16 protein-coding genes, 2 rRNA genes and 1 pseudogene (1 of these 19 only partly in view) are annotated in these 24,563 nt (G+C 62.7%); 11 read left to right on the plus strand and 8 right to left on the minus strand.

The features are described 5' to 3' along the window. The 5 genes from AC05QJ_RS04725 to recD all read left to right on the plus strand — a co-directional run. A 23S ribosomal RNA gene (locus tag AC05QJ_RS04725) occupies positions 1–2,452 on the plus strand; it begins 438 nt to the left of the window's first position. A gap of 132 nt (positions 2,453–2,584) precedes the next feature. Then, positions 2,585–2,700, plus strand: a 5S ribosomal RNA gene (rrf, locus tag AC05QJ_RS04730). A gap of 152 nt (positions 2,701–2,852) precedes the next feature. Next, positions 2,853–6,335 carry an exodeoxyribonuclease V subunit gamma gene (recC, locus tag AC05QJ_RS04735; RefSeq protein ID WP_476745825.1) on the plus strand — a complete coding sequence of 1,161 codons (3,483 nt, stop codon included), beginning with the start codon at positions 2,853–2,855 and terminating at the stop codon, positions 6,333–6,335. After that, a complete protein-coding gene (gene recB, locus AC05QJ_RS04740; protein WP_476745826.1) occupies positions 6,332–10,021 on the plus strand; it encodes an exodeoxyribonuclease V subunit beta in 3,690 nt (1,229 codons plus the stop codon). Before recC ends, recB begins: the two co-directional genes overlap by 4 nt. After that, entirely contained in the window at positions 10,018–12,099 is a 2,082-nt protein-coding gene (gene recD / locus AC05QJ_RS04745) for an exodeoxyribonuclease V subunit alpha (protein ID WP_476745827.1), read from the plus strand. Before recB ends, recD begins: the two co-directional genes overlap by 4 nt. A gap of 18 nt (positions 12,100–12,117) precedes the next feature. Here the strand turns inward: recD and AC05QJ_RS04750 are convergent, their stop codons facing one another. After that, a complete protein-coding gene (locus tag AC05QJ_RS04750) occupies positions 12,118–13,065 on the minus strand; it encodes a LysR family transcriptional regulator (RefSeq protein ID WP_476745828.1) in 948 nt (315 codons plus the stop codon). Positions 13,066–13,199: 134 nt separating this feature from the next. Here AC05QJ_RS04750 and AC05QJ_RS04755 point away from each other — a divergent pair, with 134 nt between their 5' ends. Both AC05QJ_RS04755 and mmsB read left to right on the plus strand, forming a co-directional pair. Next, positions 13,200–14,726, plus strand: coding sequence for a CoA-acylating methylmalonate-semialdehyde dehydrogenase (locus tag AC05QJ_RS04755; protein WP_476745829.1), 1,527 nt, complete (start codon positions 13,200–13,202; stop codon positions 14,724–14,726). Between the two features lie 10 nt (positions 14,727–14,736). After that, positions 14,737–15,615 (plus strand): 3-hydroxyisobutyrate dehydrogenase, encoded by an 879-nt coding sequence (gene mmsB, locus AC05QJ_RS04760; RefSeq protein ID WP_476745830.1) that lies wholly within the window; start codon positions 14,737–14,739, stop codon positions 15,613–15,615. Between the two features lie 55 nt (positions 15,616–15,670). Here the strand turns inward: mmsB and AC05QJ_RS04765 are convergent, their stop codons facing one another. From AC05QJ_RS04765 to AC05QJ_RS04780, 4 genes are all read right to left on the minus strand, one after another. After that, positions 15,671–16,015, minus strand: coding sequence for a cupin domain-containing protein (locus AC05QJ_RS04765; protein ID WP_476745831.1), 345 nt, complete (start codon positions 16,013–16,015; stop codon positions 15,671–15,673). 84 nt (positions 16,016–16,099) lie between these two features. After that, on the minus strand, positions 16,100–16,987 hold the full coding sequence (locus AC05QJ_RS04770) for a LysR family transcriptional regulator (RefSeq protein ID WP_476745832.1): 888 nt from the start codon (positions 16,985–16,987) through the stop codon (positions 16,100–16,102). 32 nt (positions 16,988–17,019) lie between these two features. Beyond that, positions 17,020–17,334, minus strand: a complete 315-nt coding sequence (locus AC05QJ_RS04775; RefSeq protein WP_476745833.1) for a type II toxin-antitoxin system ChpB family toxin — start codon at positions 17,332–17,334, stop codon at positions 17,020–17,022. Between the two features lie 29 nt (positions 17,335–17,363). Beyond that, on the minus strand, positions 17,364–17,618 hold the full coding sequence (locus AC05QJ_RS04780; protein ID WP_476745834.1) for an AbrB/MazE/SpoVT family DNA-binding domain-containing protein: 255 nt from the start codon (positions 17,616–17,618) through the stop codon (positions 17,364–17,366). 274 nt (positions 17,619–17,892) lie between these two features. Between AC05QJ_RS04780 and AC05QJ_RS04785 the strand changes: the two genes are divergently transcribed. Beyond that, entirely contained in the window at positions 17,893–18,657 is a 765-nt protein-coding gene (locus tag AC05QJ_RS04785; protein WP_476745835.1) for a sulfite exporter TauE/SafE family protein, read from the plus strand. On the opposite strand, the gene AC05QJ_RS04790 is transcribed toward AC05QJ_RS04785, so the two are convergent. Then, positions 18,647–18,961, minus strand: a complete 315-nt coding sequence (locus AC05QJ_RS04790; protein WP_476745836.1) for a putative quinol monooxygenase — start codon at positions 18,959–18,961, stop codon at positions 18,647–18,649. The two genes, AC05QJ_RS04785 and AC05QJ_RS04790, sit on opposite strands and share 11 nt — an antisense overlap. Positions 18,962–19,161: 200 nt before the next feature. On the opposite strand from AC05QJ_RS04790, the gene mdaB reads away from it, so the two are divergent. The 3 genes from mdaB (at position 19,162) to ggt (ending at position 22,463) form a co-directional block, all read left to right on the plus strand. Further along, positions 19,162–19,752, plus strand: coding sequence for an NADPH:quinone oxidoreductase MdaB (gene mdaB, locus AC05QJ_RS04795; protein WP_476745837.1), 591 nt, complete (start codon positions 19,162–19,164; stop codon positions 19,750–19,752). Between the two features lie 65 nt (positions 19,753–19,817). Continuing rightward, entirely contained in the window at positions 19,818–20,714 is an 897-nt protein-coding gene (locus tag AC05QJ_RS04800) for a LysR substrate-binding domain-containing protein (protein ID WP_476745838.1), read from the plus strand. A gap of 81 nt (positions 20,715–20,795) precedes the next feature. After that, entirely contained in the window at positions 20,796–22,463 is a 1,668-nt protein-coding gene (ggt, locus tag AC05QJ_RS04805) for a gamma-glutamyltransferase (protein WP_476745839.1), read from the plus strand. Between the two features lie 112 nt (positions 22,464–22,575). Here ggt and AC05QJ_RS04810 read toward each other — a convergent pair whose 3' ends face one another. After that, positions 22,576–23,469, minus strand: a complete 894-nt coding sequence (locus tag AC05QJ_RS04810) for a methyl-accepting chemotaxis protein (RefSeq protein ID WP_476747867.1) — start codon at positions 23,467–23,469, stop codon at positions 22,576–22,578. A 9-nt stretch (positions 23,470–23,478) separates the two neighbouring features. Beyond that, positions 23,479–24,492 (minus strand): annotated as a pseudogene (locus AC05QJ_RS04815) (methyl-accepting chemotaxis protein); the annotation flags it as partial. Positions 24,493–24,563 lie beyond the last annotated feature (71 nt).

A 24,563-nucleotide genomic window follows, 5' to 3' on the forward strand; every position in this document is an offset into this window, starting at 1 on the left:
TAGTGAACCAGTACCGTGAGGGAAAGGCGAAAAGAACCCCGGAGAGGGGAGTGAAATAGAACCTGAAACCGTATGCGTACAAGCAGTGGGAGCCTACTTTGTTAGGTGACTGCGTACCTTTTGTATAATGGGTCAGCGACTTATATTCAGTGGCGAGCTTAACCGAATAGGGGAGGCGTAGCGAAAGCGAGTCTTAATAGGGCGTTTAGTCGCTGGGTATAGACCCGAAACCGGGCGATCTATCCATGGGCAGGTTGAAGGTTAGGTAACACTGACTGGAGGACCGAACCGACTACCGTTGAAAAGTTAGCGGATGACCTGTGGATCGGAGTGAAAGGCTAATCAAGCTCGGAGATAGCTGGTTCTCCTCGAAAGCTATTTAGGTAGCGCCTCATGTATCACTCCAGGGGGTAGAGCACTGTTTCGGCTAGGGGGTCATCCCGACTTACCAAACCGATGCAAACTCCGAATACCTGGAAGTGCCGAGCATGGGAGACACACGGCGGGTGCTAACGTCCGTCGTGAAAAGGGAAACAACCCAGACCGTCAGCTAAGGTCCCAAAGTTATGGTTAAGTGGGAAACGATGTGGGAAGGCTTAGACAGCTAGGAGGTTGGCTTAGAAGCAGCCACCCTTTAAAGAAAGCGTAATAGCTCACTAGTCGAGTCGGCCTGCGCGGAAGATGTAACGGGGCTCAAACCATACACCGAAGCTACGGGTATCACTTAGGTGATGCGGTAGAGGAGCGTTCTGTAAGCCTGTGAAGGTGAGTTGAGAAGCTTGCTGGAGGTATCAGAAGTGCGAATGCTGACATGAGTAACGACAATGGGTGTGAAAAACACCCACGCCGAAAGACCAAGGTTTCCTGCGCAACGTTAATCGACGCAGGGTTAGTCGGTCCCTAAGGCGAGGCTGAAAAGCGTAGTCGATGGAAAACAGGTTAATATTCCTGTACTTCCGGTTATTGCGATGGAGGGACGGAGAAGGCTAGGCCAGCTTGGCGTTGGTTGTCCAAGTTTAAGGTGGTAGGCTGAGATCTTAGGTAAATCCGGGATCTCAAGGCCGAGAGCTGATGACGAGCGCTCCTAGAGCGCGAAGTGGTTGATGCCATGCTTCCAAGAAAAGCTTCTAAGCTTCAGATAACCGGGAACCGTACCCCAAACCGACACAGGTGGTTGGGTAGAGAATACCAAGGCGCTTGAGAGAACTCGGGTGAAGGAACTAGGCAAAATGGCACCGTAACTTCGGGAGAAGGTGCGCCGGCGAGGGTGAAGGACTTGCTCCGTAAGCCCATGTCGGTCGAAGATACCAGGCCGCTGCGACTGTTTATTAAAAACACAGCACTCTGCAAACACGAAAGTGGACGTATAGGGTGTGACGCCTGCCCGGTGCCGGAAGGTTAATTGATGGGGTTAGCTAACGCGAAGCTCTTGATCGAAGCCCCGGTAAACGGCGGCCGTAACTATAACGGTCCTAAGGTAGCGAAATTCCTTGTCGGGTAAGTTCCGACCTGCACGAATGGCGTAACGATGGCGGCGCTGTCTCCACCCGAGACTCAGTGAAATTGAAATCGCTGTGAAGATGCAGTGTATCCGCGGCTAGACGGAAAGACCCCGTGAACCTTTACTATAGCTTTGCACTGGACTTTGAATTTGCTTGTGTAGGATAGGTGGGAGGCTTTGAAGCGTGGACGCCAGTTCGCGTGGAGCCATCCTTGAAATACCACCCTGGCAACTTTGAGGTTCTAACTCAGGTCCGTTATCCGGATCGAGGACAGTGTATGGTGGGTAGTTTGACTGGGGCGGTCTCCTCCTAAAGAGTAACGGAGGAGTACGAAGGTGCGCTCAGACCGGTCGGAAATCGGTCGTAGAGTATAAAGGCAAAAGCGCGCTTGACTGCGAGACAGACACGTCGAGCAGGTACGAAAGTAGGTCTTAGTGATCCGGTGGTTCTGTATGGAAGGGCCATCGCTCAACGGATAAAAGGTACTCCGGGGATAACAGGCTGATACCGCCCAAGAGTTCATATCGACGGCGGTGTTTGGCACCTCGATGTCGGCTCATCACATCCTGGGGCTGAAGCCGGTCCCAAGGGTATGGCTGTTCGCCATTTAAAGTGGTACGCGAGCTGGGTTTAGAACGTCGTGAGACAGTTCGGTCCCTATCTGCCGTGGACGTTTGAGATTTGAGAGGGGCTGCTCCTAGTACGAGAGGACCGGAGTGGACGAACCTCTGGTGTTCCGGTTGTCACGCCAGTGGCATTGCCGGGTAGCTATGTTCGGAAGAGATAACCGCTGAAAGCATCTAAGCGGGAAACTTGCCTCAAGATGAGATCTCACTGGAGCCTTGAGCTCCCTGAAGGGCCGTCGAAGACTACGACGTTGATAGGTTGGGTGTGTAAGCGCTGTGAGGCGTTGAGCTAACCAATACTAATTGCCCGTGAGGCTTGACCATATAACACCCAAGCAATCTGCGCGGAAGCCGGATTGTGGTGGTGAAGACGAATGAACCGAAGATTCGTGAACCCACAAAGATCACATACCCGATTTGCCGAAGCGTCGAAAGACGAGTTGGCACACAGAATTTCTTGACGACCATAGAGCATTGGAACCACCTGATCCCATCCCGAACTCAGCAGTGAAACGATGCATCGCCGATGGTAGTGTGGAGCTTCTCCATGTGAGAGTAGGTCATCGTCAAGATTAAATTCCGAAACCCCTATCTGCGTACGCAGGTAGGGGTTTTGTCTTTCAGGCTCAGAAAAATCCTCTGATTTTTACGGATTTCGCCTTGTCGTTCGACGAAGGCACCGTGCTATGTTTCCCCTCTTTCCCGACAGCCCCAAGGACGCCCTATGTCGTACGCCAGCACGCTTTTTCCAGGTTTCATGGTTGTCCACGGCAACCGCTTGGATGTGCTGCGCAGCCTGGCCGTGAACTGGATGCGCCGGTATCCGCTCAAACCGTTGGAGAACGAGATCGTCCTGGTGCAGAGCAATGGCATCGCCCAGTGGCTGAAGCTGGCCCTTGCCGAAGACCCGGAAGAGGATGACTCCGGCGGCAGTGGTATCGCTGCTGCGATCGAAGTGCAATTGCCCGGCAGCTTCATGTGGCAGCTATACCGAAAAGTCCTGGGGCGTGAAGAAATTCCGGAAACCTCGCTCCTGGACAAAGCTCCGCTGACCTGGCGCTTGATGCGCCTGCTCCCCGGCTTGATCGACCTTCCACACTTCGAGCCCTTGCAGCGTTTCCTGGTTGACGACAACGACCTTCGCAAGCGCTACCAGCTGGCCGAGCGCCTGGCCGACCTGTTCGACCAATATCAGGTTTACCGTGCCGACTGGCTGAAAGAGTGGGCAGCGGGTCGCCACGTACTGATCAACGCTCGCGGTGAGGCTCGACCGTTGTCCCCCGCCAATTGCTGGCAAGCCGAACTCTGGCGTGCATTGCTGCTGGATGTTGGCGAAGCCGGTATGGCTCAGAGCCGGGCGGGTGTTCACCAACGCTTTATCGAGCGTATCAAGAGTCTGGAACAAGCCCCTGTCGGCTTGCCGTCCCGAGTGATCGTCTTCGGTATCTCGTCGCTCCCGGCGCAGGCGCTCGAGGCCTTGGCCGGACTGGCGCGCTTCAGCCAGGTGCTGCTGTGCGTCCACAACCCATGCCGCCATCACTGGGCCGATATCGTTGCCGACAAAGATCTGCTCCGTCACCAATACAAGCGTCAACAGCGCAAGCAAGGCATGCTCGGCCCCGTCGATGCGGAAAGCCTGCATCAGCACGCCCACCCGCTACTGGCTGCCTGGGGCAAGCAGGGGCGGGACTACATCAACCTGCTCGACAGTTACGACGATCCGTCCAGCTACCAGACCGCGTTCAGCGACGGGCGCATCGACCTCTTCAGCGATGATGAGCCCCAGCACCTGCTTGGCCAGTTGCAGGATGACATCCTCGAGCTCCGGCCCCTTGGCGAAACCCGCGAGCGGTGGCCGGAAATCGACCCGCTGAAAGACCGCTCAGTGCGTTTCCACATCGCACACAGCGCGCAACGTGAAGTCGAGATCCTGCATGATCAGTTGCTCGCGCGCTTCAGCGCCGATCCGGAATTGCGCCCTCGCGACGTCATCGTCATGGTCCCTGACATCAACGCCTATGCGCCGCATATCCGAGCCGTGTTCGGCCAGCTTGAGCGCAACGAAAGCCGCTTCATCCCCTTCACCCTCACTGACCAGGGGCAGCGGGGCCGCGATCCGTTGCTGATCGCCCTGGAGCACCTGCTCAAGCTGCCCGACAGTCGTTTCCCGGTCAGCGAGATTCTCGATTTGCTCGACGTACCGGCCCTGCGCGCGCGGTTCTCTATCCGCGAAAGCGACCTGCCAACCCTGCATCGCTGGATCGAGGGTGCCGGTATCCGTTGGGGACTGAATGCCGAGCAACGCGCCGGTCTCGGGCTTCCGGGCAATCTGGAGCAGAACAGTTGGCGCTTCGGTCTGCGGCGGATGCTGTTGGGCTACGCGGTCGGGTCTGGAGAAGGCTGCGACGGCATCGAACCCTACGACGAAATCGGTGGCCTCGATGCTGCGCTCATCGGTCCGTTGGTGGCGCTGCTCGACGCGCTTGAAGTGGCTCACGCCGAGCTTTCGCAACCGGCGACGGCGACCCGCTGGGGAGAGCGCCTCAACGCCTTGCTGCAAGTGTTCTTCCTGGCCGAGACCGAGCACGATGATTACCTGCTGGTGCAACTGCAGGGACTCAGCGACAACTGGTTGAAAACCTGCGAAGACGTCGGGCTGCAGGACCTGCTGCCACTCACCGTCGTCCGCGAGGCCTGGCTGGCGGGGCTCGACCAAGGCCGCCTGTCCCAGCGATTCCTCGCCGGCTCCGTCAACTTCTGCACACTCATGCCAATGCGCGCCATTCCGTTCAAGGTGGTCTGCCTGTTGGGCATGAACGATGGGGATTATCCTCGTGCGCAGCCTCCGCTGGATTTCGATCTGATGGGGAGCGACTACCGTCCTGGCGACCGCTCCCGCCGCGAGGACGATCGCTATCTGCTGCTCGAAGCATTGCTCTCGGCGCGCGCGCAGCTTTACGTCAGTTGGGTTGGTCGCAGCATTCGCGACAACAGCGACCGTCCGGCATCGGTGCTGGTGGGTCAGTTGCGCGACCATATCGCAGCTGGTTGGCGGCTCAAGGGCGCGGCCGGCGACAGCAAGCAAGATGCTGGCGAACAGTTATTGCACAAACTCACCACCGAGCATCCCCTGCAGCCATTCAGCCCGCGTTATTTCCATCGGGGCAGCGACCTCTTCAGCTACGCAAGGGAGTGGCGCAATTTGCACCTGCCTGCCGACAGCCAACCCGTCGACGATGAGCCTCTGGAACCCTACAAGGCGGACGAGCCGCTGAGCCTGGCCTTGCTCCAGGACTTCCTGCGTCATCCGGTCCGGCACTTTTTCAGCCAGCGTTTGAAAGTGTTCTTCGAGTCGGTGGACGCGCCACTCGCCGATGACGAGCCTTTCGTCCTCGACGCGCTGCAGCGCTACAGCCTGAGCGAACATCTGCTGAGTGCCGCGTTGGCCAGTGCCGAGCATAGCGAAACGGCTTTGTTCGACCACTCCCGCCGTCTGCAGGGTAGTGGTTTGCTGCCGCTTGCCGGTTTCGGCGAATGCCTGCGGGAAGAGTTGATCGAGCCGCTCCCCGACTTGCTGCAGCGCTACCAGCAACTGCTGCGGCAATGGCCAACCCGGATCGACAGCGCTCTGCCGATCCGCTTCGAAGCCGGCCCGCTCAAGCTCGAAGGCTGGCTTGGCCGTGTCCAGCAGCGTGCCGACGGCGCACTGTTGAGCATCACCACACTACCCAACGGCATCAGCAGCGGCCGCTCGCTGAAATGGCACCGGCTGACCGCGACCTGGGTCATGCACCTGGCCGCCTGCGCCGTTGGGCACCCGCTGCACAGTGCGGTAGTCGCCACCGACGTGACCTTGATGCTGGAACCTCTCGATCCGGAAAGCGCTACCGAACTGCTGGGCAATCTGCTGGTGTCCCGTCAGGCAGGAATGAACGCGCCGTTGCCCGTTGCGATCAAGACCGCCTTCGCCTGGCTGGCCGTGCAGCAGAAGGATGCCGACAAGGCTTTGCTGGAGGCCGCCAAGGCCTATGACGGCGACGCTCAGCGCGATGGCGAGCGCAGTGAAAACCCCGCACTCGTCCGTCAGTTCAGCGACTTTGCCGCGATGGTCGAGACCGAAGAGTTCGAGGGGTGGTGCGAGGCGTTGTACAAACCGATGTTCGAGGCCCAATGGCAAACCCTGGCGAGCGAGGAGGCGCGTCCATGAGTGCTGTAACCCAGGCGCCTCTGGCGTTGACCTTCCCGCTGCATGGCAGCCAACTGATCGAGGCCAGTGCCGGCACCGGCAAGACCTTTACCATTTCCGCCCTGTACCTGCGCCTGGTACTGGGCCACGGCGGTGAACAGGGCTTCGGTCGCGAACTGCTACCGCCGCAGATCCTGGTGGTGACCTTCACCGACGCCGCCACCAAGGAGTTGCGGGAACGTATCCGCACCCGACTGGCCGAGGCGGCGCGCTTCTTCCGCGGCGATCTGGCCGAGGCCGATCCCCTGTTGACCCAACTGCGCGACGACTATGATCCCGCGACCTGGCTGGCCTGTGCCAATCGCCTCGAAGTCGCTGCGCAGTGGATGGACGAAGCCGCCGTCTCGACCATTCACAGCTGGTGCCAGCGGATGCTGCGCGAGCACGCCTTCGATAGCGGCAGCCTGTTTACCCAGACCCTTGAGACCGATCACAGCGACCTGCTGGGCCAGGTCATGCGCGATTACTGGCGGCGCTTCTGCTACAGCATGGACGGCGAGGCGCTGGTCTGGGTGCGCAACCACTGGGGCAGCCCGGACGATTTGTTGCCGCGGGTGCGCGCCCTGTTTGGTCGCCGCACCGGCGAAACGCAAACACTGGAGCCGCAAGAGGTCATCGCCGAGGTGCTGCATCAGCGCGCCGAGCAGTTGCGTGTCCTGAAAGCACCCTGGGCACAATGGGCGAACGAACTGCTGCCGATTTTCCGCGAGGCGGTGAAGGCCAAGCAGGTCAACGGCAGCATGATTCAGGAGCGCTATTTCAAGCCCTGGTTCGACAAGCTCATTGCCTGGGCCGGGGACGATCAGGCGCAGGACCTGGACATCGGCACCGGCTTCACCCGGCTCACGCCGGACGGTGTCGCCGCCGCCTGGAAAGTCGATCCGCCGAGCCACCCGGCGCTGGATGCCATGGTGACGCTGCGCGACCAATTGCAGGCCCTGCCGACGCCCGATGCCCGATTGCTCGAACACGCTGCCACCTGGGTGTCGCAGCGTTTCGAGCAGGAGAAGCGCCGCCGTGCGGAAATGGGCTTCGACGATATGCTCCTGCGCCTCGACAGCGCCCTCGCCGGGGCTGCGGGCGAGCGCCTGGCCGGGCTGATCCGCGAGCAGTTCCCGGTCGCGCTGATCGACGAATTCCAGGACACCGACCCCGTGCAATACCGCATTTTCGAGTGCATCTATCGCATCGAGCACAACGTCCGCGACACCGGCCTGTTCCTGATCGGCGACCCCAAGCAGGCGATCTACGCCTTCCGCGGTGCCGATATCTTCACCTACCTCGGCGCTCGCCGCGCCACCGCCGGGCGCCTGCACAGCCTGGATACCAACTTCCGATCCACGCAACCGATGGTCACGGCGGTGAACCACGTTTTCGTCCAGGCCGAACAGCGGGAGACAGGGCGGGGAGCCTTCCTGTTCCGTGAGTCCGACGGCGAGAACCCGGTGCCCTTCGTCGCGGTGCATGCCCGTGGTCACAAGGAGCATCTGCAGGTGGACGGCCAGGCGGTAAAGGCCCTGAACCTGTGGCATCTGGCGAGCGACGAGCCGCTATCCAACCCCCTTTACCGGCAACAGATGGCAGCCAGTTGCGCCACCCGTATCGTTCATCTGCTCAATGGCGGGCAGCAGGGCAGCAGCGGTTTTGTCCAGATGGATGGATCGTTGCGTGGCTGCCTGCCGTCGGACATCGCCATTCTCGTGCGCGATGGCCGCGAGGCGCAGATGGTTCGCGCCGAACTGGCGGCCCGTGGCGTGCGCAGCGTCTACCTTTCGGACAAGGACTCGGTGTTTGCCGCACAGGAAGCACGCGACCTGCTGGCCTGGCTCAAGGCCTGCGCCGAGCCGGACAACGAGCGCCTGCTCAAGGCGGCACTCGCCAGTGGCACCCTTGGCCGTTCCCTGAACGAACTGGCGCGCTTGAATGACGACGAGACCGGTTGGGAAAATCGTGTCATGCAGTTCCGCCAGTACCGGTTGATCTGGCGCATCCAGGGCGTGCTGCCAATGTTGCGACGCCTGCTTCACGACTTCGACCTGCCCAATGTGCTGATGGGCCGCACCGACGGCGAACGGGTACTGACCAACCTGCTGCATCTTGCCGAGCTGCTGCAACAGGCCGCCACCGAGCTGGATGGCGAACAGGCGCTGATCCGCCATCTGGGCGAGCATCTGGCAGCCTCTGGTCAGGCAGGCGAGGAACAGATCCTGCGCCTGGAAAGCGACGAGCAACTGGTCAAGGTCGTGACCATCCACAAGTCCAAAGGCCTGGAATACGAGCTGGTGTTTCTGCCGTTCATCTGCACCACCAAACCGGTGGATGGCAAGCGTCTGCCGCTGGGCTGGCACGATGAGCAGGGCGTCTCGCACCTGACCCTGAGCCCCACTGACGACCAGATCGCCATGGCCGATGACGAGCGGCTGGCCGAAGACCTGCGCCTGTTCTACGTCGCCCTGACTCGTGCCAAGCACGCCTGCTGGCTGGGTGTTGCCGACCTCAAGCGTGGCACCAGCAAAGAATCGCTGCTGCATCGGGGCGCTCTGGGTTATCTGTTGGGCGGCGGCGAGCGACTCGCGCAGTCCAGCGCCTTGACCGGCTGGCTCGACAACCTGAAAGAGGGCTGCGATGCGATCCACAGTCAGGCGCTGCCGGAGCCGGACGACCAGCTCTATCTCGCCCCCCGGCAGACCGCCGAACTGCTCGCCCCGCGCGAGCCCAAGCGTCGCGCTGCAGAGAACTGGTGGATCGCCTCCTACAGTGCCCTGCACATCGGCGAGGATGCGCTCGAGCTCGACGACGACGTGGCCCAGGCCCAGCAACTGCTGGATGACGAGCGTCCCGACCCGAGCGCCCTGCGCGAAGTGGCGGCGGAGGCCGGCGATATCCACCGGTTCCCGCGTGGACCGAACCCCGGCACTTTCCTGCACGGCCTGCTGGAGTGGGCCGGGCAGCAGGGCTTCGACCGCGCCTGCGCTGCCCCGGAGCAATTGCGCGAAACCGTGGCCCAGCGTTGCAACCGGCGCGACTGGAAAGGCTGGATCAACACCCTCGCCGACTGGCTGCAGCATCTGCTGGCAACGCCCCTGCGCCTGGGCAGTGACACCGCCCCTGTGGCACTCGCGGAACTGACCCAGTACCAGATCGAGATGGAGTTCTGGTTCGCCAGCCACCGCGTCGATGTGCAGCGCCTCGACCGTCTGGTCGCCCAGTACACCCATCAGGGGGCCTCGCGCCAGGCGGCACAGGCGGCAACCCTCAACGGCATGTTCAAGGGCTTCATCGACCTGGCATTCGAGCACGAGGGCCGCTACTACGTCGCCGACTACAAATCCAACTGGCTCGGCCCGGATGACCTGGCGTACAGCCAGTCCGCCATGGAGTCGGCGATTCTCGAACACCGCTACGACCTGCAGTACGTGCTGTACCTGCTGGCCCTGCACCGACAGTTGCGCGCGCGGTTGCCGGACTACGACTACGACCGGCATGTCGGCGGCGCGGTCTACATCTTCCTGCGCGGCGCCCACTCGGCGACCCAGGGCGTGTATTTCGCCAAGCCTCCACGCGAGCTGATCGAAGAGCTCGACGCGCTGTTCCGCGGTGCCCCGCAAGGGGTGCAACACGACCTGTTTGCCGGAGACGTCCAATGACCCGCACCCTCGACGACCTGTTGCCTGCGCCGCTGGATGCCGGTCACCTTGCGGCCCTGGCGCCACTGACCCACAGTGCGGATCTGCTGGCCTTGCTCGACCGCTGGGTCGAACGAGGCTGGCTGCGGGCGCTGGACCGTGCCTTCGTCGCCTTCCTGCGTGAGCGCGAGCCAGGCGGTGATCCACTGGTGCTGCTGGCGGCGGCCCTGGCGAGCCATCAACTGGGGCATGGTCATGTCTGCCTGGATTTGCAGAAGACCCTCGCCGAGCCTGATTTCGCCCTGTCCCTGCCCCCGGAGGGCGATGCCCTGGCAGGCCCGTTGCTGCTGCCATCGCAACTGCTCGACCGTCTCGAACTCGCCACCTGGTTGCAGCGCCTGGAGGCCAGCGAACTGGTTGCCGCAGGTGACACGCCCGAGCAAGGCGCGCGGCCCCTGGTCCTGAGCGAGGGACGGCTGTACCTGCGCCGCTACTGGGCCTACGAACGGCAGATCGACGATGCCCTGCGTGAGCGCCTGCAGCCAATCGAAACGGCGCCGGACGACCTGCGCAAACGGCTCGACCTGCTGTTCGACGAGGGCGCCGAAGCGGGCCAGATCGACTGGCAGAAGCTGGCCTGTGCGCTGGCGACACGGGCGGCGTTCAGCATCATCACTGGCGGCCCGGGCACCGGCAAGACCACCACGGTCGTGCGCCTCCTGGCGCTGTTGCAGGCACCTGCGGTGGAGGCAGGGCGGCCGCTGCGCATTCGTCTTGCTGCGCCCACCGGCAAGGCGGCTGCCCGCCTGACGGAGTCCATCGGCCAGCAAGTCGAGCGTTTGTCGGTGAGCGCAGACATTCGCGCGCAGATCCCTTGCGACGTTTCCACCGTCCACCGCCTGTTGGGTAGCCGGCCCAATTCCCGGCACTTCCGCCACCATGCCGGCAACCCATTGCCGCTGGATGTGCTGGTGGTGGACGAAGCATCGATGATCGACCTGGAAATGATGGCCAACCTGCTGGCGGCAATGCCGGCCAATGCGCGCTTGATTTTGCTGGGTGACAAGGACCAGTTGGCGTCGGTCGAAGCGGGGGCGGTGCTCGGCGATCTGTGCCGGGATGCAGAAGACGGCCGCTACAGCGCCGAGACCCAAGCCTGGCTGGAGCAGGTCAGCGGTGAGTCGCTGGCCGGCGGCGAGTTGCAGGCCGGTGACGCCGAGCGCTATCCGCTGGCCCAGCAGGTGGTAATGCTGCGTCGCTCGCGGCGGTTCGGCGAAGGCAGCGGGATCGGCCAGTTGGCGCGGCTGGTCAATCGGCAGCAGCCCGCGCAGGCACGGGCATTGCTGCGTGAGGGCGACTTCAGCGACGTATTCGGCCTGACCCTGCGTGGCGAGCATGACCGCAAGCTGGACAGGCTGGTACTCGATGGGCTGGAGAAAGGGCCGAAGGGACCGCTGGGCTATCGGGATTACCTGCATGTGATCCGTCAGGCGCGGCCGTCCGCCGGCCTGCCAGCCGATGACGCGTGCTGGAGCGACTGGGCGCTGAGTGTGCTCAAGGCCTTCGAGCAGTTCCAGTTGCTCTGTGCGGTGCGCAAGGGGCCGTGGGGCGTAGAGGGGCTCAATCAGCGGGTCAGCCGTGTCTTGACCAATGCCGGGCTGATCGACGGCGACCAGATCTGGTACGAAGGTCGACCGGTGCTGGTGACGCGCAACGACTATGGCCTGAACCTGATGAACGGCGACATCGGCATTGCCTTGCGTCTGCCCGATGGCCAGTCCGACGTCGCGCCGCTGCGGGTCGCCTTCCCGCGCAACGACGGTCGCGGCGGCGTGCGCTTCGTGTTGCCGAGCCGGCTCAACGAAGTGGAAACCGTCTACGCCATGACCGTGCACAAATCCCAGGGCTCGGAGTTTGCCCACACCGCGCTGGTGCTGCCGGACGCGCTCAACCCGGTGTTGACCAAGGAATTGATCTACACCGGAATCACCCGGGCCAAGGACTGGTTCAGCCTGATCGAACCGCGCCAGGGCGTGCTCGAGGAGGCGGTGGAGCGGAAGGTGAAGCGGATTTCGGGATTGATGCTGGAGCAGGTCTGATCCTGACTCGCAGGGGCGTCAATCGGGAAAGGTCATCTCCCGTGATTCCCCCATCAATAACGGCGCGTTGCGCTCCGTCACATCGCGGATGTAATCCCACAGCAAGGTGATCCGCTTCAACTTGCGCAGATCCTCCCGGCAGTACATCCAGAACTGCCGGGTGATGTTCACTTCGTCCGGCAGCACGGGCACCAGGCGTGGGTCCTGGGCGGCGAGGAAGCAGGGCAGGATGGCCAGGCCGCGGCCCTGCTGGGCGGCGACGTACTGGGCGATGACGCTGGTGCTGCGCAGATGCGCGCTGGCGTTGGGCAGCAGGTTGTTGAGGTAGAGCAGTTCGGAACTGAAGGCGAGGTCATCGACGTAGCTGATGAACGGGTGCTCGCTCAGGTCGCTGCTGCGCCGGATCGGCGGGTGGCGGTCGAGGTAGTCCTGGGTCGCATACAGGCGCAGGCGGTAGTCGCACAGCTTGCAGCACACGTAGGGCCCGTGTTCCGGACGCTCCAGGGCAATGACGATGTCGGCCTCGCGCTTGGACAGGCTGATGAAGTGCGGCAGGGGCAGGATGTCCACCGAGATGGCCGGCCAGGTGTCGACGAAGTGGCTGAGCTGCGGGGTGATGAAGAAGCTGCCGAAACCTTCGGTGCAGCCCATGCGCACATGCCCGGACAACGCCACCCCGGAACCGGATACCTGTTCGCAAGCCATGTGCAAGGTGCTTTCGATCGACTCGGCGTAGCTCAGCAGGCGCTGCCCTTCGGCCGTGAGGACGAAACCGTTGGTCCGGGACTTTTCGAACAGCAAGGTGCCCAGCGCCTGTTCCAGCGAGCTGATACGCCGCGACACCGTGGTGTAGTCCACATTCAGGCGCTTGGCCGCACTGCTGGCCTTGCGGGTCCGCGCCACTTCAAGAAAGAACTTCAGGTCGTCCCAGTTCAGCGAACCCAGGGAGGTGATGTTTTTTTGCATGTTGGACCGGCTTTTATGTGCGTTTTTGTTGGAAGTTTGCGCATCTATACTCGAAAACAGCCCAGGCCCCAAGCCCCCGTCAGGCGGCCGCGCCGGCCTTTCTCTCGCTAAGAACAATGTCCAGGAGAAGCCCCATGAACGCATCCCTCACCCCCGGTCAGACCAAGGTCGACCAGGTCCGCCTGCTGATCGACGGTCAGTGGGTCGAGTCGAAGACCACCGAATGGCGCGACGTGGTCAACCCTGCCACCCAGGAAGTCCTGGCCCGCGTGCCGTTCGCCACCGCCGAAGAACTGGATGCCGCCGTGGCTGCCGCGCAACGCGCGTTCAAGACCTGGAAAGACACCCCGATCGGCGCGCGGATGCGCATCATGCTGCGCCTGCAGGCGTTGATCCGCGAACACTCCAAGCGCATTGCCGTGACCCTCAGTGCCGAGCAGGGCAAGACCATCGCCGATGCCGAAGGCGATATCTTCCGCGGCCTGGAAGTGGTGGAACACGCCTGCAGCGTTGGCACGCTGCAGATGGGTGAGTTCGCCGAGAACGTTGCCGGTGGCGTCGACACCTACACCCTGCGCCAGCCGATCGGCGTGTGCGCCGGCATCACGCCGTTCAACTTCCCGGCGATGATTCCGCTGTGGATGTTCCCGATGGCCATCGTCTGCGGCAACACCTTCGTCCTCAAGCCTTCCGAACAGGACCCACTGTCCACGATGCTGCTGGTTGAACTGGCGATCGAGGCCGGCGTGCCGGCGGGTGTGCTGAACGTGGTGCATGGTGGCAAGGACGTGGTTGACGGGCTGTGCACCCACACCGATATCAAGGCCGTGTCGTTCGTCGGTTCCACGGCGGTCGGCACCCACGTCTACGACCTTGCCGGCAAGCATGGCAAGCGCGTGCAGTCGATGATGGGGGCGAAGAACCACGCCGTGATCCTGCCCGACGCCAACCGCGAGCAGACCCTCAATGCCCTGGCCGGCGCCGCGTTTGGCGCGGCAGGTCAGCGTTGCATGGCGACCTCGGTGGCGGTGTTCGTCGGCAAGTCCCGCGAGTGGTTGCCGGAACTCAAAGCGCTGGCCGCTAAGCTCAAGGTCAATGCCGGTTGCGAGCCGGGTACTGATGTCGGCCCGGTGATTTCCAAGCGGGCCAAGGAGCGGGTGCTCGGCCTGATCGAAAGCGGTGTTCGTGAAGGTGCCACGCTCGAGCTGGATGGTCGCGACGTGGTGGTGCCGGGCTACGAGAACGGCAACTTCGTCGGCCCGACCCTGTTCTCCGGGGTGACCACCGACATGCAGATCTACACCGAGGAAATCTTCGGCCCGGTGTTGGTGACCCTGGAGGTGGACACCCTCGACGAGGCCATCGCCCTGGTCAACCGCAACCCGTTCGGTAACGGCACTGGCCTGTTCACCCAGAGCGGCGCAGCAGCCCGCAAGTTCCAGTCCGAAATCGACGTCGGTCAGGTCGGCATCAATATCCCGATTCCGGTCCCGGTCCCGTACTTCAGCTTCACCGGTTCGCGCGGTTCCAAGCTGGGCGACCTCGGTCCGTACGGCAAGCAGGTGGTGCAGTTCTACACTCAGACCAAGACCGTCACCGCTCGCTGGTTCGATGACGACAGCGTCAACGATGGCGTGAACACCACCATCAGCCTGCGCTAAGGAGTTGATCATGCGTATTGCATTCATTGGTCTGGGCAACATGGGCGCGCCGATGGCGCGCAACCTGATCAAAGCCGGCCACAGCCTCAACCTGTTCGACCTCAACACCACCATCCTGGCCGAGCTGGGCGGGCACATCAGCGACTCGCCCCGTGACGCGGCGAGCAATGCCGAACTGGTGATCACCATGCTGCCCGCCGCCGCTCATGTGCGCGGCGTGTATCTTGGGGAAAATGGCGTGCTGGCGGGTGTGCGTGCCGGCACGCCGGTGGTGGATTGCAGCACTATCGATCCGCAGACCGCCCGTGACGTCTGCGCCGCTGCGGCGAAGCAGGGTGTGGACATGGGCGATGCGCCGGTGTCCGGCGGCACCGGTGGCGCGGCGGCAGGCACCCTGACCTTCATGGTCGGCGGCAGCGACGAACTGTTCGCCACCCTGCAGCCGGTACTGGCGCAGATGGGCCGCAATATCGTCCATTGCGGCGGCGTGGGTACCGGGCAGATCGCCAAGATCTGCAACAACCTGCTGCTGGGGATTTCCATGGTCGGTGTGTCCGAAGCCATGGCCCTGGGCAATGCGCTGGGCATCGACACCAAGGTGCTGGCAGGCATCATCAACAGCTCCACCGGACGCTGCTGGAGCTCCGACACCTACAACCCGTGGCCGGGCATCATCGAGACGGCACCGGCCTCGCGGGGTTACACCGGCGGGTTTGGTGCGGAACTGATGCTCAAGGATCTGGGGCTGGCGACCGAAGCGGCGAAGCAGGCGCATCAGCCGGTGATTCTTGGCGCGGTGGCACAGCAGCTGTATCAGGCGATGAGCCTGCGCGGCGATGGCGGCAAGGACTTCTCGGCGATCGTTGAGAGTTATCGAAAACCGGAGTGATCGATTGCTCCCAAAGCCCTCATCGCTGGCTTGCCAGCGATGAGGGCATCAGAGATCAAGCAAAAACGAAATACTTGCGCACCGTCTCGACCACTTCCCAGGTGCCCTTCATCCCTGGCTCGACAATGAAGATGTCCCCTGCCCGCAGGTGAATCGGCTCCTGACCGTCAGGGGTGATCACGCAATAGCCTTCCTGGAAATGGCAGTACTCCCACTTCTCGTAGTTCACCCGCCACTTGCCCGGAGTGCAGATCCAGGTGCCCATGATCTTGCTGCCGTCTTCGCTGTGGTAGGCGTTGAGGTTGACGGTGTGCGGGTCGCCCGCCAGTTTTTCCCATTTGCAGGCATCGAGGACCGGGAGCGGATGGGTATCGCGAAGGACGACGATTGGCTTGGACATACAGGCTCCGACAGACAGATGAAAGAGCCCGCAGCCTAGCGAGCCACCTTGGCCGGCAATTGCCTGTACTCGACGTCGAGTTGTCTAAATGCGCGGCGTCAGAGCCTCCAGCAGCGCTCGGGCCTGACCCGGCAAGGCGGCAAAATCCCGTGAGCACAGCAGCAGCCTGCGCTCGGCCCAGGGCTCGGCGAGGGTCACGCTGTGCAACGGCAACCGGCCTTGCCAGCGTTGCACGGCGGCCTGCGGCACGATGCCCAGGCCGGCACCGTGGGCGACCATGCGGATCACTCCGTCGAAGCCTTCGGCGCGTACCCGCACCTGCATGCGCCGGCCCAGATGCAAGGCCTGTTCTTCCAGATGCAGGGCCAATGCGCTGGCGGCACCGAGACCGACATGACCGTGCTCCAGCGAGCGGGCGAAACCAGGGTTATCCACAGCAGCGAGGGGATGATCCGGTGCCATGATCAGCACCAGTGGATCATCACGGAAAGGGCGGGTCTGCAGATCAGCCGTAATCACGGCGTCGGAGACGATGCCAAGATCGGCGATACCCTGGCCGAGGGCCTGGACGATACGGAGGCTCGGCAGCTCCTGAATATCCACGTCGATGTGCGGGCGCTGGCGCAGGAAATCGGCGAGCAGTTCCGGCAGGTATTCGGTGAGCGCTGCGGTGTTGCACAGCAGGCGCACCTGGCCGTGCAGGCCGCTGGCGTATTGCGCCAGGTCGAACTGCAGGCGTTCCACCTGCTGGCCGATCTGCCGTGCGTGATTGACCAGCGCCTGACCGGCAGGCGTCGGCTGCACGCCGCGGCGGTTACGTTCGAGCAGGGCGATGCCGAGGGAGCTTTCCATCGCCCGGATCCTTGCGCTGGCCGCCGGCAGCGAGAGATGACTGCGCTGTGCCCCGGCAGTGATGTTGCCGCACTCGACGGTGTGCAGGAAAAGGCGGAGGTCGATGAGGTCGAAGTGCATGGGCGGTGCCTGTGCCAGAGCGCGCGCGAGTGTCAGTCGAACAGGGCCTGAATGCGCGCCAGGACCTCTTCGATGATCTCGTCAGGCACGGTTTCGATACGTTTGGCGCCACGAGCTTCCAGATCAACCGAGCGTATCTGGTTGCACAGGATGACGCCTTGGGTTTCGGTACCTGCTCCGCTGAGCGTGACGGCGAAACCTGCATAGCGAGCAAAATCACCACCCTGGGTAATGGGCGCGATTACCGCGAGACCGGTTGCGTTGTAGGCTGCCGGCGTGATCACCAGCGCGGGGCGAAAATCCCCTTGCTGTTCTCGTCCGGCGGTGGGGTTCAGGTTCAAGCGCACGATGTCGGCCCTGCTGAATCTGGCCCGTCTCAAGCTTCATGTCCTACTGGACTCATCGCGTTCCAGGCAGCCAGTTCCTCCGGCTCCGGAGCCGTCAGATCACACTGCGCCATCAGGTCGGCCAATCGGTATTGCGGTCTTGTCTTGGCCGGTTTCAGGGTGATGACTTCTTCCGATACATCGAGGATCAGTACATCGCCACTGACCAGGCTCATCTGCTTGAGCACTGTGGATGGAAGGCGAATGGCGGCGCTGTTGCCCCACTGTTGAATCTTGATCTGCATGTTTACCTCCGTAAAGTAGAAACATTGTAGATACATGAAAGCGCTCATACAATATTGCATGTATATACGTAGTATCTACAATTTGCGCTCAATCGTTGCCGCTGCGTCGATTCATTCAAGCAGCGGTTGCTCGGATCATCACGCCGGTTGTCATGGGTAATGGTAACGAGATGATTACGGGCCAAGGCGGGTGGGGGGAGCCTATTTCTTTTGTAGAGGCATGCTCTGTCAATCGCGTATTGGCCAATGGTGTTCATCCCTGCAGCATGTCGCTATGAACACACTCCTCAGCTTCTACCAAGACATCGGCCCAGCCCTTTCCCTGCTGGTCATCGCCACCTTCCTCCTGGCCGGCGCGGTCAAGGGCGTGATCGGTCTCGGCCTGCCGACCATCGCCATGGGCCTGCTCGGCCTGGCTATGGCTCCCGCGCAGGCTGCCGCGTTGCTGATCGTGCCCTCGACCCTGACCAACCTCTGGCAACTGGCGATCGGTGGCCATCTGCGAGTGTTGTTACGGCGGCTGTGGCCGATGCTGGTGGCGGTGTTCGTCGGTACGCTGCTGGGCAGTGCCTGGCTGGGCATCAGCAGTGGCGCTTGGGCAGCCCATGCATTGGGCGCAGCGTTGTTGATCTATGCGCTGGCCGGGCTGTGGCTGCCGCCGTTCAGCCTGAGTGCAGGCCAGGAGCGCTGGCTGGGGCCGCTGTGCGGGCTGTTGACCGGATTGATCACGGCGGCCACCGGGGTGTTCGTGATTCCTGCGGTGCCATACCTGCAGGCGCTGGATCTGGACCGTGATGCGCGGGTCCAGGCGCTGGGGCTGTCGTTCACGGTGTCAACGGTGGCGCTGGCCATCGGCCTGGCCGGGCAGGACGCCCTGGGTGGCGAGGCGCTGGGGGCCTCGCTGCTGGTGCTGGCGCCGGCGTTGCTGGGCATGTATTTCGGCCAGTGGCTGCGCCAGCGGATCAGCGCGGCGCTGTTCAAGCGCTGTTTCTTCATCGGGCTGGCGCTGCTCGGTGCGCACCTGATGCTCAACGGCTAGCGGACGACTCGCTGAGCATGTCGATCAACTGGATATCGAAATCCCGCTCCAGGTACTCCATGCGCTTTTCGAAGAAGGCTGTCATGTGCGGCAGGGCGGAGTGCACGTCCAGCGCCACCTTGCTCGCCCAGATCTCGTAGAACACGAACAGGCTCGGGTCTTCCTTGTCACGCAGCATGTGGTACTCGATGCAGCCGGGTTCGGCACGGCTCGGCTCGACATAGCTGCGAAACAGCGCTTCGAAGGCTTCGGCTTTTTCCGGGCGGGTCTTGGCTTTGAGGATGAAGCCGTAGGGTTCGCTCATGGTGGACCTCCGTTGAATTGGGATGCTGATTTTATTTCATTAATAAGCAGTCAATTCGTGCTTTTAGGGCAAAAGTATTTTGCCCCGAAGTCGGTTTTTCCCAGGTGCCGGGCGCACTAATCTGCCGCCATCCAAGTTAACCCGGTCCCTTCCCCAGGCCAGTGATGCCGCGGCAGGACCCGAACAGATGAGGCACTGCAATGAAAAAGGTCCTGTTGCTCAACGGTGGCAAGCAATTCGCTCACTCCGATGGCCGCCTGAATGAAACCCTGCATGACACCGCAGTGGCCTTCCTCGACCGCGCCGGCTTCGATGTGAAGACTACCTTCATCGACGGTGGCTACGACAACCAGGAAGAGGTCGAGAAATTCCTCTGGGCTGATGTGGTGATCTACCAGATGCCCGGCTGGTGGATGGGCGCGCCCTGGACCGTCAAGCAGTACCTGGACGAAGTCTTCACCGCTGGCCACGGCAGCCTCTACGCCAACGATGGCCGGACCCGCTCCGACGCCTCGCAGAAGTACGGCAGCGGCGGTCTGATCCAGGGCAAGCAGTACATGCTGTCGCTGACCTGGAACGCGCCGCAGCAGGCCTTCGACGATCCGAGCGACTTCTTCGAAGGCAAGGGCGTGGACGCGGTGTACTTCCCGTTCCACAAGGCCAATCAGTTCCTCGGGATGAGTGGTCTGCCGACCTACCTGGCAGTGGACGTGATGAAGCGTCCTGATGTGCCGGCCGCAGTGGCTGCCTACGAGGCACACCTGGCGAAGGTCTTCGGTATCCAGGGCTGATGCCGCTTGCATCGCCGGCCGCCAGGGGCTATCACTCTGCGCGTCAGGTGTCGTGAGGTAGCCCCGTGAAAGCCAGGTCCGATGAATTGCAAGTGTTCGTCTCGGTCATCGAGTGCGGCTCGATTTCCGCTGCCGCCGAGCAGGGCGGGCAAACGCCCTCGGCCATCAGCCGCACCTTGTCGCGGCTGGAGGCCAAGCTCGGGACCACGCTGATCAACCGCACCACCCGGCGCATGGACCTGACCGAGGAAGGCCGCTTCTTCTTCGAGCGGGCCAAGTCGATCCTCGAACAGATGGACGACCTGGAAGATCACCTGTCGCGTCACCACCAGACCCCGTCCGGTCGCCTGCGCATCAATGCCGCGCTGCCGTTCATGCTGCACGCCATCGTGCCGTGGGTGGGTGAGTTTCGTGCGCTTTACCCGCAGATCCAGTTGGAGCTGAATGCCTGCGACCTGATCATCGACCTGCTGGAGCAGAGCACCGATGTGGCGATCCGCATCGGCGAGCTGTCCGATTCCAGCCTGCACGCCCGCTCCCTCGGCTGCAGCCCGCTGAACCTGCTGGCCAGCCCGGCCTACCTCGAACGCCATGGCACGCCGCTGCGGGTCGAAGACCTCGCCGGACACACGCTGCTCGGTTTCAGCCAGACCGAAACCCTCAACCACTGGCCGCTGCGCCACGCCGAGGGCGACCGGCTGCTGATCAACCCGGACATTGCTTCGTCCAGCGGTGAAACGGTGCGTGCGCTGGCCCTGGCCGGTGAGGGCATCGCCTGTCTCTCGCACTTCATGACCCACGAAGACATCCGCAGCGGTCAGTTGCAGGTGCTGCTCGGCGAGTTCAACAGCGGCTATCGGCAGCCGATCAACGCGGTGTATTACCGCAACTCGCAACTGGCGCTGCGCATCCAGTGCTTCCTCGACTTCATCCAGCGCAAGCTGGCGGCCTACGCCTGCTGAAGAAACGTCCTGCGTGGTTTGATAACTCCTGCGTCATGGTCCTTACTGTGTGTTCAACGAAAACAACACCAAGGACGTTTTATGCGCGTTGTGATCTTTCGAACCTTGGGCCTCGGTGCGGCGATTTTCGCCAGCTCATCGGCTTATGCAGTCACTCTGGAGGGCGGTGCAGTGGCCGCTCCCGATCAATATGGCGCACAGGTGGCCGCCGATATCCTGAAAAAGGGCGGTAACGCGGTGGATGCCGCTGTCGCCACTGCCTTTACCCTCGCCGTCACCTACCCCGAAGCCGGCAATATCGGTGGCGGCGGTTTCATGACCCTGTACATGGACGGCAAACCGTATTTTCTCGACTACCGCGAGGTGGCGCCCAAGGCCGCCACCCGCAACATGTACCTGGACGACAAGGGCGAGATCATCGAGAACCTGAGCCTGGTCGGCGCCCGCGCCGCCGGTGTGCCCGGCACGGTGATGGGGCTGTGGGAAGCGCACCGGAAGTTCGGCAAGCTGCCCTGGGCCGAACTCCTGACCCCGGCGGTGGGCTACGCGAAGAACGGCTTCAAGGTCGCTGCCAAGCAGTACCAGTACCGTGAGGACGCCCAGGGCCTGTTCAAGGACAGCACCAATTTCAACGACTACTTCGGCCAGATGAAAGTCGGCGAGACCTTCAGGCAACCCGAGCTGGCGCAGACCCTGGAGCGTATCGCCGACAAGGGCGTAAGCGAGTTCTACCAAGGCAAGACGGCCGACCTGCTGGTGGCGCAGATGCAGGCTAGCAACGGTCTGATCAGCAAGGACGACCTCAAGGACTACAAGGCGGTGTGGCGCGAGCCGATGCGCATCGACTGGCGCGGCAACGTGGTCTACACCGCGCCGTTGCCGAGCTCGGGCGGCATTGCCCTGGCGCAGTTGCTGGGCATCAAGGAGCAGCGGGCCGCAGACTTCAAGGGCGTCGAGCTGAATTCTGCACGCTACATCCACTTGCTGGCGGAAATCGAGAAACGGGTATTCGCCGACCGTGCCGACTACCTGGGGGACCCAGCCTTCGCCAAGGTTCCGGTGGCCGAGCTTGTGGCCCCTGAGTACCTGGCCAAACGGGCGAAAGAGGTCAACCCGACGGCGATTTCCGAAACCGAGAAAGTCCGCCCGGGCCTGGAACCGCACCAGACCACCCACTTCTCCATTGTCGACAGGCAGGGCAATGCGGTGAGCAACACCTACACCCTGAACTGGGACTACGGCAGCGGCATGGTGGTCAAGGGCGCGGGCTTCCTGCTCAACGACGAAATGGATGACTTCAGCTCCAAGCCGGGCGTGGCCAACGCTTTCGGTGTGGTGGGCGGTGATGCCAACGCGATCGAGCCGGGCAAGCGCATGCTGTCGTCGATGAGCCCGAGCCTGGTGACTCGCGACGGCAACGTCACGCTGGTGCTGGGTACGCCAGGCGGCTCGCGGATCTTCACCTCGATCTTCCAGGTGCTGAACAACCTGTACGACTACAACCTGCCGCTGGAAAAAGCCGTGGCGGCGCAGCGGGTGCATCATCAATTGCTGCCCAAGGACACTATCTACTTCGACGCCTATGCGCCGCTGACCGGCGACGTTGCGCAGGAACTGAAGAAGATGGGCTACACCCTCGAGGATCAGGGCTGGGAAATGGGTGACGTGCAGGCGATCCGCGTGACCGGGGAGAAGCTGGAGACGGCTTCGGATCCGCGTGGGCGGGGTGTCGGCCAGGTCGTTAAATAGGTCAGTCAGGGGCTCATCGCTGGCAAGCGGAGCGCCGCCCGGCCGGCTCCCACAAGGTCCGGCGCCTGGCCCAACCTGTGGGAGCCGGCGTTGCCGGCGATTGGCTTTCGGATCAGACCCGGAAGTGGCTGACCATCAACTGCAACTGATTCCCCAACCGCGCCAGTTCGACGCTGGAGGCCGCCGTCTCGTCGCTGGCTGACGCGGTCTGCTCCGACACATCCCGCACGCTCAGGATGCTGCGGCTGATTTCCTCGGCCACGGCGCTCTGCTGCTCCGCTGCCGCCGCAATCTGCTGGTTCATCGACTGGATGTCCGACACCACACGGGTGATGCTTTCCAGCGAAGCGCCCGCCTTGCGTGTCAGTTCCACGCTGCTGTCGGTGAGGCTGCGGCTGCCGAGCATCACATTGGCCACCTGCTGGGTGCCGCTCTGCAGGCCGGCCACCAGTTCCTCGATCTCTTCGGTGGACTTCTGCGTGCGCTGGGCCAGCCCGCGGACCTCATCAGCCACCACCGCGAAACCACGGCCTGCTTCGCCCGCACGGGCGGCTTCAATGGCGGCGTTGAGCGCCAGCAGATTGGTCTGCTCGGCCACCGACTTGATCACATCCATCACGCTGCCGATCTTCTGGCTTTCCTGCTGCAGTTGCGCCATGGCCTCGGTGGAGCGCACCACTTCGCCGGCCAGTTTCTCGATCTGGGCGATGGCCTGGGCTACCACCTGGTCGCCGGCACGGGCCTGGCTGTCGGCATCGGTGGCGGCGGCGGACGCCTGCTCGGCGTTACGCGCGACTTCCTGCACGGTGGTCGCCATTTCGTGCATGGCGGTGGCCACCTGGTCGGTCTCGACTTTCTGGTTGTTGGCGCCGGCGCTGGTCTGCTCGGTCACGGCGGAGAGTTCTTCGGCGGCGCTGGCGATCTGGGTGACGCCGTCGCGGATGCCGCTGATCAGGTCGCGCAGGGTCGCGCCCATGCGCTGGATGCCCTGTTGCAGCACGCCCATTTCGTCGCGGCGGGTGACGTGCAGGTCGTGGGTCAGGTCGCCGGCGGCAATGCGCTCCACGACATCCAGGGTCTGGCGCAGTGGACGGGTGATCTGGCGGGTGATCAGCACCGCCGCCAGTACACCGACCAGCAATGCGAGCAGGGTGGCGATCAGTTGCAGGCTCTGGGCGCTGGCGCTTTCGCTGTCGCGGCGATCGAGCTGGATCTGGTACAGCGCTTCGCTGTTCTTGACGATGTCGTAGCCCTGCTCGGTCATTTCCTTGCGGGCCAGGGCGATGTCGGCGTTGGCCGCCTTGACCTGGGTGACGGCGTCACGATACGCCAGCACGGCCTGTTCGAACTGACTCAGGCGTGCGCCCTGGTCGGGCAGTAGGCGGGTCAACTGACGTGCCTGTTCCAGCGCGCTGTCGAGCTGGCGCAGGGTGGCCTGTTCGGCTTGCGTGGTGTTCTCGGACATGTAGCGACGGACTTCGAGGCGCACCAGGATCAGCTGTTCCCGGGCGGCGCTGACGGCGCGGAATTGTTCCAGGCGACCCGGCTGGTCGGGGCTGGCGAGCAGTTCGCGGCTGATGGGGTCGATCAGCTCGAACGCCGTGCCGGCGGTCTTGCCCATGTTGTCGCGAGCGACGTTGGCGCTCTTGTAGGCGGCGCGCATCTTGTCCAGCGAGATCTGGTAGGCAGCGCTGGTGCGGGCCTGCTCTTCCAGCAGCTTGACGTTTTCGGGGCTCTTGAAGGTCTTTAGCAGGTGCTGCTGCTGTTGAATGAAAGCGTTCAGCTTGACCTGCACGTTGCCGGCGGTAGCGTCGTCGCCGTTGGCCAGCATGTATTGCAGGCGGGCGACGCGCAACTCGGTCAGGTCGCTGTTCAGGCGGGTGATGTCGCTCATCCAGTTGCTGCGCTGGATCAGGCTGCCGAGGCTGTTCCAGCCGGTGAGTGCAAGCAGGGCAGTAAGCAGCAGGACCAGGCCGAAGCCCAGCCCAAGTTTCAGATTGACGCTGATGTTGGCAAACCAACTGTTCATGAAGTCCCTCCAAGGAAAGGTGTAATCGCGATCGCTGATGGTTGTTTTTCTTGGGGGCCAGCGCAGGTTCA

It is taken from the genome of Pseudomonas sp. TUM25319 (assembly GCF_056388475.1).